At 71.8% G+C, this 14603-nt stretch carries 12 protein-coding genes; 4 read left to right on the top strand and 8 right to left on the bottom strand.

Annotation, left to right across the window (positions count from 1 at the left end; translation table 11 throughout):
* Positions 1-9: 9 nt before the first annotated feature.
* The 8 genes from ACFWJB_RS18630 to rhaI form a co-directional block, all read right to left on the bottom strand.
* Positions 10-585 carry a chloramphenicol phosphotransferase CPT family protein gene (locus ACFWJB_RS18630; protein WP_386923391.1) on the bottom strand — a complete coding sequence of 192 codons (576 nt, stop codon included), beginning with the start codon at positions 583-585 and terminating at the stop codon, positions 10-12.
* Between the two features lie 29 nt (positions 586-614).
* Positions 615-1448 (bottom strand): endonuclease/exonuclease/phosphatase family protein, encoded by an 834-nt coding sequence (locus ACFWJB_RS18625; protein ID WP_386923389.1) that lies wholly within the window; start codon positions 1446-1448, stop codon positions 615-617.
* A 125-nt stretch (positions 1449-1573) separates the two neighbouring features.
* Positions 1574-2215 carry a lactate utilization protein C gene (locus ACFWJB_RS18620; RefSeq protein WP_386923387.1) on the bottom strand — a complete coding sequence of 214 codons (642 nt, stop codon included), beginning with the start codon at positions 2213-2215 and terminating at the stop codon, positions 1574-1576.
* Positions 2212-3636, bottom strand: coding sequence for a LutB/LldF family L-lactate oxidation iron-sulfur protein (locus tag ACFWJB_RS18615; protein ID WP_386923385.1), 1425 nt, complete (start codon positions 3634-3636; stop codon positions 2212-2214). The genes ACFWJB_RS18620 and ACFWJB_RS18615 overlap by 4 nt, the downstream gene beginning before the upstream one ends.
* On the bottom strand, positions 3633-4388 hold the full coding sequence (locus tag ACFWJB_RS18610) for a (Fe-S)-binding protein (protein ID WP_386923383.1): 756 nt from the start codon (positions 4386-4388) through the stop codon (positions 3633-3635). Before ACFWJB_RS18610 ends, ACFWJB_RS18615 begins: the two co-directional genes overlap by 4 nt.
* Entirely contained in the window at positions 4379-5887 is a 1509-nt protein-coding gene (locus tag ACFWJB_RS18605) for a rhamnulokinase family protein (protein WP_386923381.1), read from the bottom strand. Before ACFWJB_RS18605 ends, ACFWJB_RS18610 begins: the two co-directional genes overlap by 10 nt.
* A gap of 200 nt (positions 5888-6087) precedes the next feature.
* Entirely contained in the window at positions 6088-8133 is a 2046-nt protein-coding gene (locus ACFWJB_RS18600; RefSeq protein WP_385463822.1) for a bifunctional aldolase/short-chain dehydrogenase, read from the bottom strand.
* A 64-nt stretch (positions 8134-8197) separates the two neighbouring features.
* Positions 8198-9364 carry an L-rhamnose isomerase gene (gene rhaI, locus ACFWJB_RS18595; RefSeq protein WP_386923379.1) on the bottom strand — a complete coding sequence of 389 codons (1167 nt, stop codon included), beginning with the start codon at positions 9362-9364 and terminating at the stop codon, positions 8198-8200.
* Positions 9365-9725: 361 nt separating this feature from the next.
* Between rhaI and ACFWJB_RS18590 the strand changes: the two genes are divergently transcribed.
* The 4 genes from ACFWJB_RS18590 (at position 9726) to rhaS (ending at position 14481) form a co-directional block, all read left to right on the top strand.
* Positions 9726-11255 carry a sugar ABC transporter ATP-binding protein gene (locus tag ACFWJB_RS18590; protein WP_386923377.1) on the top strand — a complete coding sequence of 510 codons (1530 nt, stop codon included), beginning with the start codon at positions 9726-9728 and terminating at the stop codon, positions 11253-11255.
* Entirely contained in the window at positions 11252-12307 is a 1056-nt protein-coding gene (locus ACFWJB_RS18585) for an ABC transporter permease (protein ID WP_385463830.1), read from the top strand. The genes ACFWJB_RS18590 and ACFWJB_RS18585 overlap by 4 nt, the downstream gene beginning before the upstream one ends.
* Positions 12300-13331, top strand: coding sequence for an ABC transporter permease (locus tag ACFWJB_RS18580; protein WP_385463833.1), 1032 nt, complete (start codon positions 12300-12302; stop codon positions 13329-13331). Before ACFWJB_RS18585 ends, ACFWJB_RS18580 begins: the two co-directional genes overlap by 8 nt.
* A 64-nt stretch (positions 13332-13395) precedes the next feature.
* Positions 13396-14481: a rhamnose ABC transporter substrate-binding protein gene (gene rhaS, locus ACFWJB_RS18575; protein ID WP_386923374.1), complete on the top strand. Its 1086-nt coding sequence runs from the start codon at positions 13396-13398 to the stop codon at positions 14479-14481.
* The last annotated feature ends 122 nt before the right edge of the window (positions 14482-14603 follow it).

The following is a 14603-nucleotide window of genomic DNA, read 5'->3' as shown; positions in this document are numbered from 1 at the left end:
TACAGCGCGTCACCCGGTGGCGGCGGACAGGTGGCGGTCCCGGAGGCGGGCGAAGGCGGTGCCGCCCGACAGGTGCGGGAGCCGCGGGAGGAAGTCCCTGATCCGCTCGGCGCACTCCCGCGCGGTCGCGGTGCCGGTGTCGCACTCCAGGTCGTAGTCGCCGTGCCGGTGGACGAGGTGGTACTGGTGCTCGGCGAGGCCCGGCGGGCGGTCTCCCCGCTCCCGCTCCCGGCGCGTGAGTTCCTCGAGCGGACAGTGGACACCCACGAACAGCACACTCTCGGGACGCAGGACCGACAGGCAGTCGAGCAGTCGCCACGGCTCGCTGAGCACATGGTCGACGACGACGTCGTTGCCCACCTCGGCCATGGCCGCGACGGAGCGGTGGAAGCCCATCCTGGTCCGCCGCAGCGCCGTGTCGAGCTCCTCCGCCTCGAGGGCGCGCTTGGTGCGCATCGCGTTGAAACTGTCCACCGCCAGGTGGAAGAAGACACCGTCGTCGAGAACATCGAGCAGCTCGCGCGCGATGCTCGACTTCCCCGAACTGGACGTGCCGTTGAGGAAGATGATCCGGCCTGGCGTCATCCGGGCATGATGCCAGACGGCCGGCCGGGTCAGGTGCGCAGGTCGGCGAGCAGCATGTGGTGGTCCGAGTACGCGGTGGGGTGCACACGGTGCCGGAGCGGGGTGATGCCCCGCAGGAACACGTAGTCGAACTTGCTGTCCCAGTCGGTGGTCGGCTCGCATCTGCCGGCGGGCGAGGGACGGCATCCGGGATCGGCGTCCGCGGCCAGTTCCCGGAACGAGTCGAGTTCGGGGGTGTCCGGCACGGCGTTGAAGTCGCCGAGCACGACGGCGCGGTCGTACCGGCCGACGGCCGCGGCGAGTACGGCGGTCTGGCCCGCCCGCACCGCCTCCTGGCGCCGTTGGGCGAGGTGCGTGTTGAAGACCCGGACGGACCGGTCGCCCACCCTCGTGGTGACGGCCAGGTACCCGCGGTCCTCGGACCCGCCGTCCGGGTACTCCACGAGGACGCGGTCCGTCATCGGTGCCGCCGAGAGGAGTGCCTGGCCGAAGCCTCCCGGATTCCACGGCCACCCGCCGCAGCGTCCCCGGTTCCGCAGCACCGACCCGTACTCGACGTGGTAGACCAGCCCGTGACGGGTCTTCAGATAGTCGCGGAGCTGCTCGACATCGCGCACGCACGCCTCCTGCAGGCCTATGACCTGGGGCGCGTACGCGGCGATCTCCGCCGCCCGGTCGGCGTTGCTCTCGCGGCAGGGATTGCAGATGTTCCACGTCATGACCCGGTTCGGTACGACGTGCTTGACGGAGTCCGCGCGCAGCGGCCCGGCGGCGGGGCCGTCGTCCGGTGCGCCGCGGCCGACGACCAGCAGGCAGACCACGGCCAACGCGCCCACGAACCACCGGGTGTTCCTTCCGAGCACGATCGCCTCCTCGCGGTGCCGGCAGGTGCCGGCCGACGGGTCCACGCACGAGGTTAGGCGACGGGCCGGACGTTCAGCACATGCATCCGGTGCTTCGTCCGGCCGCTCGCCGGGCCGCGCTGCCGTCAGTCGACCACCAGGACGACCTCCAGGGTCCGGGGTCCGTGGACCCCCTCCACCCGGTCCAGCTCGATGTCGCTGGTGGCGGACGGGCCGGAGATCCAGGTGCTGGGGCGGGTGGGGTCGAGGCGGGGCAGGGCCTGCGGGAGGGAGGCGACGACCTGGGTGCGGGCGTCGACGACACAGATGTGCACGTCGGGAACGAGGGTGAGCGCACGCCGGCCCTGCCCCGGGCCGGCGTCGAGGACGACGGTGCCGGTCTCCGCGACGGCCAGGGCGCAGCCGGTGACCACGGCGTCGGCGGAGTCGAGCTGCTCCGGGGTCAGGGGGACGTCGTCGAGGCGCTGCCGGGCGTCCGAGCCGGCCAGCCAGGCGCCGGGCAGGCCGGGCGGCACGACGACGCTGCGCGCGCCGTGACCGGCGAGGAGCTCGCCGATCAGTGCCGCCAGGCCCTCCGAAGTGGTGCGGTGCACGCCCGCCCGGTAGTCGGCGAGGTTCTCGTGGAGCAGGTCGAGCACCGTGCCCGGGTCGTCGGGGGTGTGGCTGACCAGGTAGTCGCGCGAGACCTCGGGGGCTTCGGGCGCGTCCGCGAGGGCCCTGCGCACTCGGCCGAGGACGCGGTCGCGGGAGGAGGACGGAGAGGTCATGCGCGGTTCTTCTTCCACCAGTCGCGGAACGGTTGGGCGGGCACGTCCGGAAGGTCACGGCTGTCGGTCCACTGGCGCGCGCCGGGTCCGGGGAGCCGCTCGGGGTGCAGCTTCCGCGTCCCGGACGCGAGCCGTTCGCCGGCGGTGAGGGCGGCCGGGTGGTCGAGGAGCCAGGTCGCCGCCCTCATCGCCGCCTTCTCCAGGCGGTGCCCCTTGCCGCCCTGGTCGGCGACCTTCTCCCGCAGGTGCACCAGGACCTCGGGGATGTCGATGGCGACCGGGCACACCTCGTAGCAGGCGCCGCACAGCGAGGACGCGTACGGCAGGGACGCGTCGAGTTCCGTGGTGAGGCCCCGCAGCTGGGGCGTGAGGATGGCGCCGATGGGCCCCGGGTAGGGGGAGCCGTAGGCGTGGCCGCCCGCCCGCTCGTAGACCGGGCAGACGTTCAGGCAGGCCGAGCAGCGGATGCAGCGCAGTGCCTGGCGGCCGACCTCGTCGGCGAGGGTGTCGGTGCGGCCGTTGTCGAGCAGGACCAGGTGGAAGTTCCGCGGGCCGTCGCCGTCGGTCGTCCCCGTCCACATCGACGTGTACGGGTTCATGCGCTCGGCGGTGGAGGAGCGGGGCAGGGTCTGGAGGAAGACCTCCAGGTCCCGCCAGGTCGGCACGACCTTCTCGATGCCGACCACGGAGATCAGTGTCTCGGGCAGGGTCAGGCACATGCGGCCGTTGCCCTCGGACTCCACGACGACCAGCGTGCCGGTCTCGGCGACCACGAAGTTGGCGCCGGAGATGCCGACCTTGGCGCGCAGGAACTTCTCCCGCAGATGCAGCCGGGCCGCCTCGGCGAGTTCGGCGGGCGTGTCCGTGAGTCCCTCGGGCGCGGGGCGGCCCCACTCCCCCATCTCGGAGCGGAAGATGTCGCGGATCTCGCCGCGGTTGCGGTGGATGGCCGGGACGAGGATGTGCGAGGGCAGGTCGTCGCCGAGCTGCACGATGAGCTCGGCGAGATCGGTCTCGTAGGCGCGGATGCCGGCCTTCTCGAGCGCCTCGTTGAGGCCGATCTCCTGCGTCGCCATCGACTTGACCTTGACGACCTCCGTCTCGCCGGTCGCCCTCACCAGGTCGGCCACGATCCGGTTGGCCTCGTCCGCGTCGGCGGCCCAGTGGACGGTGCCGCCCGCCGCCGTGACCGCCTCCTCGACCCGCACCAGGTAGCGGTCGAGGTGGCGCAGCGTGTGGTCCTTGATCTGCTTGCCGGCCTCGCGAAGCCGGGCCCAGTCCTCGAGTTCGGCGACCGCTCCCGCCCGTTTGGCGCGGATGGTGTGCGTCGCGTGCCGCAGATTCCCGCGCAGCGTCGTGTCGCGCACGGCGTCCCGGGCCGCTTTGGGGAAGGACGGCATGCCCATGAAGGTTCCACTCATCGCAGCGGCTCCTCTTCCGTGCTCGCGAGGATCTCCGCGAGGTGCAGTGCCCGTTGGGGTGCGTCCCGGCGGCGCAGCATGCCGCCGATGTGCATCAGACAGGAGTTGTCCGCACCGCACAGCACGTCCGCGGAGGTGGACAGGGCGTTGCGGATCTTGTCGTCGCCCATCGCCGCGGACACGTCGGCGTTCTTGACGGCGAAGGTGCCGCCGAAGCCGCAGCACTCCTCGGCGCCCGGCAGCTCCACCAGCTCCAGTCCCTCGACCGCTCGCAGCAGCCGGCGCGGCCGGTCGCCCAGACCGAGCATGCGCAGGCCGTGGCAGGAGGGGTGGTAGGTGACGGTGTGGGGGAAGTACGCGCCCACGTCCGTCACCCCGAGGACGTCGACGAGGAACTCGGTGAGTTCGACGACGCGCGGTACGAGGGACGCGGCGGCGTCGGCGAGTTCCCGGCCGCGGCCCTCGGCCGCCGCCCTGGCGCCGATCCTCGGGTAGTTGTCGCGGACCATGGCGACGCAGGAACCGGAGGGGGTGACGACGTGGTCGTAGCCGTCGAAGGCGCGGGCCGTGCGGCGCACCAGCGGCTCGGTCTCGCGCCGGTAGCCGGTGTTGTACTGGGGCTGACCGCAGCAGGTCTGGGCGGCGGGGAAGTCCACCTCGACCCCGAGGCGTTCGAGCACCTTGACGGTGGCGATCGCCGTGGACGGGTAGAGCGCGTCGTTGACGCAGGTGGCGAAGAGGGCTACGCGCATCGGGGTTCCGTTCGGGCAGGGGTGAGCCTGGCGGCCGCCGCGTCCCAGGCGGCGCCGTCGCCGCGGGGGCCGTAGCGCCTGAGGTGCTGGGTGGAGGCGACGAGCCGGCGCATCGCCGCGAGGTCGGCCACCAGTCCGGCCGCTCGGGCCTGGACAAGGATGTTGCCGAGGGCGGTGGCCTCGGTGGGTCCGGCGATGACGGGCAGGCCGGTGGCGTCGGCGGTGAGCTGGCAGAGCAGGTCGTTGCGGGAGCCGCCGCCGACGAGATGGATGTGGGTGATGTCGCGGCCGGCGAGTTCGGCGGCCTGCCTCAGGGTGCGGCGGTGGGCGAGCGCGAGGCTCTCCAGGATGCAGCGGACGACGGCGCCCTGGCTGTCGGGGACCGGCTGGTCCGTGCGGCGGCAGTGGTCACGGATGCGTTCCGGCATGTCGCCGGGGGCGAGGAACTCGGGGTCGTCGGGGTCGACGAGCGCGCCGAACGCGGGGCAGCGGGCGGCCTCGGCGAGGAGGACGGGGATGTGCGTGGGCAGCCCTTGCGCCTCCCAGGTCCGGCGGCACTCCTCCAGCAGCCACATGCCCATGATGTTGCGGAGGTAGCGGACGGTGCCGTCCACGCCCAGTTCGTTGGTGAAGTTGGCGTTCCGGGAGGCCTCCGTCAGGACCGGGGCGTCCAGTTCGAGTCCGGCGAGGGACCAGGTGCCGCAGGAGATGTAGGCGAAGTGCGGCTCGGTGGCCGGGACGGCGGCGACGGCGGAGGCGGTGTCGTGCGAGGCGACGGTGACGACCGGGGTGGTCGCGTCGAGGCCGGTGTGCTCGGCGACGTGCGGCAGGAGGGTGCCGGCGGGGTCACCGGGGCGGCGCAGCGGCGGCAGCAGGCCGGGGTCGACGGAGAGCCGTTCGAGGAGTTCGGCGGACCAGGTGCCGGTGCGGGCGTCGAACAGCCCGGTGGTGGACGCGTTGGTGACCTCCGCGCCGATGGATCCGGTCAGCCAGTGGACCAGCAGGTCAGGGATCAGCAGCAGGGTGCGCGCGGCGCGCAGCTGGCTGCTGCCGGCCGCCGAGGCGAGCTGGAAGACGGTGTTGAACGGCAGGTGCTGAAGCCCGGTGATCCGGTACAGCTCCTCGGGGCCGACGTGGGGCCGGACCCGTTCGGCGGCGGTGTCGGTGCGGCTGTCCCGGTAGTGGTACGGGGCGCCGAGGAGTACGCCGTCGGCGTCGAGGAGCCCGTAGTCCACGGCCCAGGTGTCCACTCCGACGGAGACCACTCCGCCGGCCTGGGCGGCTTCCCGCAGACCGTCGACGGTCCCCTGGAAGAGCGCGAGCAGGTTCCAGTGCAGTCCGTCGGGCAGGCGGACGGGAGTGTTCGGGAACCGGTGGGCCTCGGTCAGGTCGAGGTTGTCCGGACCGACACGGCCGAGGATCACCCGTCCGCTGGTGGCCCCGAGGTCGACCGCGGCGAACGCCGAGGGGAAGGCCGAGGAGGCCGGGGTGGTGGTCACGTGCTGGTACCTCCGCTGGGCGCGGCGAGGAGTGGTCGGAGGGGGAAGGAGGGAGAAGGGGCGGGCGGGGGCCCGGGTGACGGGGCAGGAGCCGGGGGACGGCCCGAGTCGCGGGGCGGGGAGCCGGGGGGCTCCGCCGGCCCCGTGGAGCGCCCCGACGCCGCTGCGCGTGACGCGCGGGCATCGGGGCGGCTCCGGGGTCAGCGCAGGAACGCCGCCGCGACGCCCGCGTCCACCGGGACGTGCAGCCCGGTGGTGTGGGTCAGGTCGCCGCCGGTCAGGGCGAATACAGCGTTCGCCACGTGCTCGGGCAGCACCTCGCGCTTGAGCAGCGTGCGCTGGGCGTAGAACTCGCCCAGCTTCTCCTCCTCCACGCCGTACACGGCGGCCCGCTTGGCGCCCCAGCCGCCGGCGAAGATGCCGGAGCCGCGGACGACGCCGTCGGGGTTGACGCCGTTGACGCGGATCCCGTGCTCGCCGAGTTCGGCGGCCAGCAGGCGCACCTGGTGTGCCTGGTCGGCCTTGGTCGCCCCGTAGGCGATGTTGTTGGGGCCCGCGAAGACGCCGTTCTTGGAGGCGATGTAGACGATGTCGCCGCCGAGCTTCTGGGCGGTCATCACCCGGGCGGCCTCGCGGGAGACCAGGAAGGAACCGCGGGCCATGATGTCGTGCTGGAGGTCCCAGTCCGCGGCCGTGGTCTCCAGCAGCGGCTTGGAGATGGAGATGCCGGCGTTGTTGACGACCAGGTCGACGCCTCCGAAGGCGAGCACCGCCTCGGCGAACGCGGCGGTGATCTGGTCCTCGCTGGTGACGTCCACCGTGACGGCCACGGCCCGGTCGGGTCCGCCGAGTTCCTCGGCCACGGCCGCCGCGCCCCGGGCGTCGAGATCGGCGACGACCACGCAGGCGCCCTCGGCGACGAGCCGGTGGGCGATGGCCCTGCCGATGCCCGAGCCGGCGCCGGTGACCAGGGCGACGCGGGTGGCCAGCGGCTTGGGCGCGGGCATCCGGCGCAGCTTGGCCTCCTCCAGCTCCCAGTACTCGATGCGGAACTTCTCCGACTCCTCGATGGGGCTGTAGGAGGAGACGGCCTCGGCGCCGCGCATCACGTTGATGGCGTTGACGTAGAACTCGCCGGCGACCCGGGCGGTCTGCTTGTCCTTGCCGAAGGAGAACATGCCCACGCCGGGCACGAGGACGACGGCGGGGTCGGCGCCGCGCATGGCGGGCGAGCCGGGGACGGCGTGCCGCTCGTAGTAGGCGCGGTATTCGGCGCGGTACTCGGTGTGCAGCTCCGCCAGGCGGGCGACGGCCTGCTCAAGCGGGGCGTCGGCCGGCAGGTCCAGGACCAGCGGGCGGACCTTGGTGCGCAGGAAGTGGTCGGGGCAGGAGGTGCCGAGGGCGGCGAGGCGCGGGTGCTCGGCGCGGGAGAGGAAGTCCAGCACGACGTCGTCGTCGGTGAAGTGGCCGACCTGCGGGCGGTCGGCGGAGGCGAGGGCGCGGATGTGCGGGGCGAGGGCGGCGGCTCGGGCGCGGCGCTCCTCGTCGGGCAGGGGCGCGTAGCCCTCGGTGACCGGGCCGAAGGGTTCGGGGCGGCCCTTCTCGGCGAGGAAGGCCTCGGCGGTGCGGATGATGTGGAGCGAGTTGGCCTCGCACTCCTCGGAGGTGGCGCCCCACGCGGTGACGCCGTGGCCGCCGAGGACGCAGCCGACGGCCCCCGGGTTGGCCTCCTTGACGGCGGCGATGTCCAGGCCGAGCTGGAACCCGGGGCGCCGCCACGGCACCCAGACGACCTTGTCGCCGAAGCACTCGGCGGTCAGCTTCTCGCCGTCGGCTGCGCAGGCCAGCGCGATCCCGGAGTCGGGGTGCAGGTGGTCCACGTGGGCCGCGTCGACCAGGCCGTGCATGGCGGTGTCGATGGAGGGCGCGGCGCCGCCCTTGCCGTGCAGGCAGTAGTCGAAGGCGGCGACCATCTCGTCCTCGCGCTCGACGCCGGGGTAGACGTCCTTCAGCGCGCGCAGCCGGTCGAGTCGCAGCGCGGCCAGTCCCTCGGGCTTCAGCGTGCCCAGGTCCCCGCCGGAGCCCTTGACCCACAGCAGTTCCGTCTCGCCGCCGGTGACCGGGTCGGTGGCGGTGCCCTTGGCGGACGTGTTGCCGCCGGCGTAGTTGGTGTTGCGGGGGTCCGAACCCAGCCGGTGCGAGCGCGCCAGGAGCCCGGCGACTTCGGGGTGGATGGCGGAAGCCATGGTGATCTTTCCTTCTGGAGGGGATGACGACGGGGATGCGGGGGCGCGGGAGCTCCGGGGGCGGTTACGCGCCCCAGCCGGCCTGCTCGCCGCCCACGCGTTCGGCGGCGATCCGCTCCTGCCAGCCGCTCGCGCGGTAGGCGGCGACCGGGTCGGGGTGCAGGCCCCGCTCCTCGCGGACCTCGGCCAGCAGCGGGCGCACGTCGGTGTTGTACGCGTCCATGAGGACGGCGTTGGCGGCCAGGACGTCGCCCTCGGCCTGCGCCGCGGTCAGCGCCTCGGCGTCGACGAGCAGGGCCTTGGCGGTGGCCTCCTGCACGTTCATCACGGACCGGATGACGGCGGGGATCTTGGCCTCGATGTTGTGGCACTGGTCGAGCATGAAGGCGACGCCGGCGGCGGGGTCGAGTCCGCCGTTCTTGACGACCTCGTGCATGATCCGGAAGAGCTGGAAGGGGTCGGCGGAGCCGACCATCAGGTCGTCGTCGGCGTAGAAGCGGGAGTTGAAGTCGAAGCCGCCCAGCTTCCCCTCGCGCAGCAGGACCGCCACGATGAACTCGATGTTGGTGCCGGGCGCGTGGTGGCCGGTGTCGACGACGACCTGCGCCCGGTCGCCGAGCTTGAGGCAGTGCGCGTACGCCGTGCCCCAGTCGGGGACGTCGGTCGTGTAGAAGGCGGGCTCGAAGAGCTTGTACTCGAGGAGGATCCGCTGCTCTTCGCCGAGGCGCTCGTAGACGGCCTGGAGGGCTTCGGCCAGGCGGTCCTGGCGGGCCGCGACGTCGTCCTGACCGGGGTAGTTGGTGCCGTCGGCGAACCACAGCTTCAGATCGCGTGAGCCGGTGGCGTCCATGATGTCGACGCACTCCATGAGGTGCGCGAGCGCCTTGCGCCGCACGGTGGCGTCGGGGTGGCACACGCTGCCGAGCTTGTAGTCGTCCTCCTGGAACACGTTGGCGTTGATGGCGCCCAGTTCCAGCCCGCGGTCCTTGGCGTGGGCGGCGAGCGCCGCGTAGTCGTCCACCTTGTCCCACGGGATGTGCAGCGCCACCCGGGGGGTGATGCCGGTGAACTCGTGCACCTTGGCCGCGTCGTCCAGCTTCTCGCGCGGTGTACGCGGCACGCCGGGCTGCGCGAACACCTTGAAACGCGTTCCGGAGTTGCCGTAGCCCCAGGAAGGCGTCTCGACCCGCTGGTCGGCGAGTGCGGATTTCACGGCAGTGATGTCAGGCATGTCCACCTCTGAAGACGCGAGTTGTGCCGTCGCGGGGCACTGGAAGGACCCGTCGTGTGAATCGATTCAGGCTGCCGCTGAAACTAGCCCTTGACCGCAACCCCGTCAAGGGGCCGCGGAAACCCCGGTGAAGCGGTCGCCGGACCCCGGGCACACGACGCCCCAGCAGGCCGGACAGCAGATGACTGTGCAGTTCACCAGGGCTCCTGAAGACCTCCGCCCAGCCCGTCCGCAACTTCTGCCGACCGGGTGGTGCGCAGACCCTTGACGTTCCGGACGGGCTGAAGCTAGCTTCCGGGCAACCCCGTTGAAACATTTCACAGCTCGGGGTCCCGCCCGGCACACGTACTGGAGAGAACCCATGACTCATCCCGAACCGGAGACCACTCCGGTCCTCGCCCTGGAGGGAGTGAGTAAATCCTTCGGCGCCGTGCGGGCCCTGCGCGGCGTCTCGCTGCGACTCTACGCGGGAGAGGCCCACGCCCTGGCGGGCGAGAACGGCGCCGGCAAGTCGACCCTGATCAAGACGCTCGCGGGCGTGCACCGTCCGGACACCGGCACGGTCCTCCTCGACGGCGAGCCGGTGGACTTCCACGGTCCGGCCGACGCCCGCGACGCCGGGATCGCCGTCATCTACCAGGAGCCGACGCTCTTCCCGGATCTGTCCGTCGCGGAGAACATCTTCATCGGGCGGCAGCCGCGCCGCTCCCTGGGCCGGGTGGACCACCGCGCCGTCACGCAGGCGGCGTCCGACCTCTTCTCCCGTCTCGGTGTCGCGCTCGACCCCGACCAGCCGGCGCGCGGTCTCTCCATCGCGGACCAGCAGCTCGTCGAGATCGCCAAGGCCCTCTCCTTCGACGCCCGCGTGCTGATCATGGACGAACCGACGGCGGCGCTCACCGGCAGCGAGGTGGCCCGGCTGTTCGGCGTGGTCAGGACACTGCGCGAGCAGGGATCGGCGGTGCTGTTCATCTCGCACCGCCTGGAGGAGATCTTCGAGCTGTGCCAGCGGGTCACCACGCTGCGGGACGGTGCCTGGATCGCCAGTGAGCCCCTCTCCGACCTCGACGAGGACGGTCTGGTCCGGCGCATGGTCGGCCGCGATCTCGAGGAGCTCTACCCCAAGCAGGAGACCCGGATCGGCGAAGTCGCCCTCAGCGTGCGCCGGCTGACGCGCGAGGGCGTGTTCACCGACGTCTCCTTCGACGTCCGCCGCGGCGAGATCCTCGGCCTGGCCGGACTGGTCGGGGCGGGCCGCAGCGAGGTGGCCCGGGCCGTCTTCGGCATCGACCGCTTCGACGGCGGTGAGGTCGAGATGCTCGGCCGGAAGCTGCCGACGGGCGCGCCCAGCGTCGCCATGGCCGCGGGCATCGCCCTGGTGCCCGAGGACCGCCGCGCCCAGGGCCTGGTGATGGACATGTCCATCGAGCGCAACATCGGCCTCACCGGCTTCGCGGCCACCTCCCGTGCCGGGCTGATGAACCGCCGGGCCGAACGCAGCCGCGCCGTGGACTGGGCCACCAGACTGCAGGTGAAGTACGCCCGGCTGGCCGACGTCGTCGGGACGCTCTCGGGCGGCAACCAGCAGAAGGTCGTCCTCGCCAAGTGGCTCGCCACGGCGCCCCAGGTCCTGATCGTCGACGAGCCGACCCGCGGCATCGACGTGGGGACCAAGGCCGAGGTGCACCGCCTGCTGTCCTCGCTGGCCGCCGACGGCGTGGCCGTGCTGATGATCTCCTCCGACCTGCCGGAGATCCTGGGCATGGCCGACCGGGTCCTGGTGATGCACGAGGGCCGGCTGACCGCCGAGATCCCCCGGGCCGAGGCCACCGAGGAGACCGTGATGGCAGCCGCCACCGGCCGCGCCGACCGAGAGAGGAGGGCGGCATGACCACGACCGTCGAGCCGGTGCGGCAGGACGCCGCACCCGAGTCCGTCACCGCACGACGGCTCATGGACAGGATCTTCAAGGCCCGCGAACTGGCCGTGATCGCCGTGCTGGTGGTCATGCTCGGCGCCACCCAGCTCTCCAACGGCGAGTTCCTGTCGCAGCAGGGCATCAAGGACCTGCTGCTGAACGCGACCATCCTGGTCCTGGTCGCGATCGGCCAGGCGGTGGTGGTGATCACCCGCAACGTCGACCTGTCGGTCGGCTCGGTGCTGGGCATCTCCGCCTTCGCCGCGGGGCTCTACCTCCAGGACGGCGGCAACGCGATCGTCGCCGTCCTGCTGGCGGTCGCGATCGGCGCGCTGTTCGGTGTCGTCAACGGCGCGCTGGTGAGCCTCGGCAAGGTGCCGGCGCTGGTGGTGACCCTGGGCACCCTGTACATCGTCCGCGGCATCGACTCGATCTGGGTCGGCTCCCGCCAGATCACCGCGAGCGACCTGCCCGACGGCTTCGTCGACTTCGGCCACGACGGCATCTCCGTGGTGCCCTACCTCGCCCTGCTCACCGTCGCCGTACTGGTCGTCGTCGCCTACTTCCTCCGCAGCTACCGCAGCGGCCGCGACATGTACGCCCTCGGGTCCAACCCGGAGGCCGCCCGGCTCGCCGGCATCCCGATCCGGGCCCGCATCATGACGGCCTACGTGGTGTGCGGCGCGCTCGCCGGACTGGCGGGCGCCCTCTACCTCGCCAGGTTCGGCAACGTCGACTCCAACACCGGCAACGGCTACGAGCTCATCGTGGTCAGCGCCGTGGTCGTCGGCGGCGTCGCCTTCACCGGCGGCTCGGGCACCGTCTACGGTGCCGCGCTCGGCGCGGTGCTGCTGACCTCCATCAACGGTGTGCTCCCTGCCCTGGGCGTCAGCTCGGTCTGGGTCACCGCCATCAACGGCTTCCTGCTGCTGCTCGCCATCGCCGTCGACCGGATCCTGGCGCTGCGAGTCGCCGGGGCGCTGCGCAAGAAGGCCGCACGGACGAGGAGTGCCCGCCATGCCTGACATCACCGCCAAGTCCCCCGCGCTCTCCCGCATCGGCGGGGCGGTGCGCTGGGACACCTCGGTCGGCCTCCTGCTGGTCGTCCTGCTGATCTGCTCGTTCTCGTTCGTCGAGAACTTCGGCAACGCCCTCAACGTGTCCTTCCTCATCGGCAACACCCTGCCCATCGCGCTGATCGCCCTGCCCATGGCGATGCTCGTGGTGTCCGGCGAGGTGGACCTCTCGGTGGCCTCCACCGCGGGCCTCTCCAGCGCCGTGATGGGGGCGCTGTGGAACGCCGGCATGGCGATCGAGACGATCATCCCGCTGTGCGTGCTGCTCGGCGTGGTGTGCGGCCTCGTCAACGGGCTCCTGGTGACCCGGCTCGGACTGCCGTCTCTGGCCGTCACCATCGGCACGCTCGGCGCCTACCGGGGCATCGCCCAGATCGTGCTCGGCTCCGACTCGGTGACCGACTTCCCGGCCCAGTACCTGGACTTCGGTGCCGGACGGTTCGGTGACACCTTCCTGCCGTACGCCGCCGTGCCGTTCGTCGTGCTGCTGGCCGTCGCCGTCGTCCTGCTGCACGCCACGCGCTTCGGCCGGTCGCTGTTCGCCGTCGGGGCCTCCGAGGAGGCCGCACGCTTCGCCGGCGTCCGGGTCAAGCGGCTCAAGCTGGCCATGTTCGTCTCCACGGGTGTGGTCTCCGCCCTCACCGGTGTCTTCTGGACGCTGCACTACGCCAGCGCCCGCTACGACAACGCCACCGGACTCGAACTGTCCGTGATCGCCGCGGTGCTGCTCGGCGGTATCGACTTCGACGGCGGGAAGGGCACGCTCGGCGGCGCCGTCGCCGGGGTGTTCCTGCTCGGCACGATGCAGAACGTCATGAGCCTGCTGAACGTCTCCGCCCAGTCCCAGACCGTGGCCACCGGCGTGCTGCTGGTGATCTCCGTGCTCGCTCCGCGGATCGGCCGGCAGATCTCGCAGGCCCGCGCCCGGGGGCGGACGGCCGCCTCCCCACCGGTGACGGCCCCGTCCTCCTAGGCCCTCCCTCTTCACGTCCCGGAACCTCTCCGGCCCACCGTCCGTACACGTAAAGGAAGTTCCCATGTTCGGCACCACCGCCAGGTCGCGTCGCCTCACCCTCGCCCTCACCACCGTCACCGCGCTCGCCCTCGGTGCCACCGCCTGCGGCGGCACCACCAAGGACGACGCGTCCAAGGACGGCGGCAGCGCGGCGGTCGGCAAGGCCGACCCGGGCGCCGCGACGAAGAAGGGCCTCACCGTCGCGTACCTGCCCAAGCAGGTCAACAACCCCTACTTCACCACCGCCGACTCCGGCGGCAAGAAGGCCCTGGAGGCGCTGGGCTCCAGCTACAAGGAGGTCGGTACCAGCAGCGGCACCGACACCGCCGGCCAGGTCAGCTACGTCAACACCCTGACCCAGCAGCAGGTCGACGCCATGGCCGTCTCCGCGCAGGACCCCGGCGCCCTGTGCACCGCGCTCAAGCAGGCCATGCGCAACGGTGTCAGCGTCGTCACCTACGACTCCGACACCAACAAGGACTGCCGCCAGGTGTTCGTCTCCCCGGCCTCCACCGAGGACCTCGGACGCACCCAGGTCGAACTGCTGGCCAAGCAGATCGGCGGCAAGGGCGAGATCGCGATCCTGTCCGCCGCGCAGACCGCGACGAACCAGAACGCCTGGATCGACGTCATGAAGGAGGAGCTGAAGAAGCCCGCCTACAAGGACATCAAGCTGGTCAAGGTCGCCTACGGGGACGACGACGCCCAGAAGTCGTTCCAGCAGACCCAGGGCCTGCTCCAGGAGTACCCGAACCTGAAGGGGATCATCTCCCCCACCACCGTGGGCATCAAGGCCGCCGCCCAGTACCTGTCCGGCTCCAAGTACAAGGGCAAGGTCAAGCTCACCGGCCTCGGCACCCCGAACGACATGCGCGCCTACGTGAAGAACGGCACCGTCGAGGCGTTCGAGCTGTGGGACCCGGCCAAGCTCGGCGCGCTGGCCGCCCACGCGGCGGTCGCCCTGGAGTCCGGCCAGATCACCGGGCAGAAGGGCGAGACCCTCAAGGCCGGTGACCTCGGGAGCTTCACCCTGGGCGAGGACGGCGTCGTCTCGCCGGGCGAGCCGACCGTCTTCGACAAGGCCAACATCGACCAGTACGACTTCTGAGCCGTAACGACTTCCAAAACGAGTGCGGTGGGGGGGGGGCCGGCCCGGGGGGCGCCGCCCACCGCCGGCGGGGGTTGGGGAGGTAAAGGGATATTGGTTTGTTTAAGTAGTACGCGGCACGC

Source organism: Streptomyces sp. NPDC127100 (genome assembly GCF_042724095.1).
In the GTDB taxonomy this organism is placed as follows: domain Bacteria; phylum Actinomycetota; class Actinomycetes; order Streptomycetales; family Streptomycetaceae; genus Streptomyces.
Note: the sequence above shows the minus strand (reverse complement) of the source record. Positions and strands in the feature narration are given on the sequence as shown.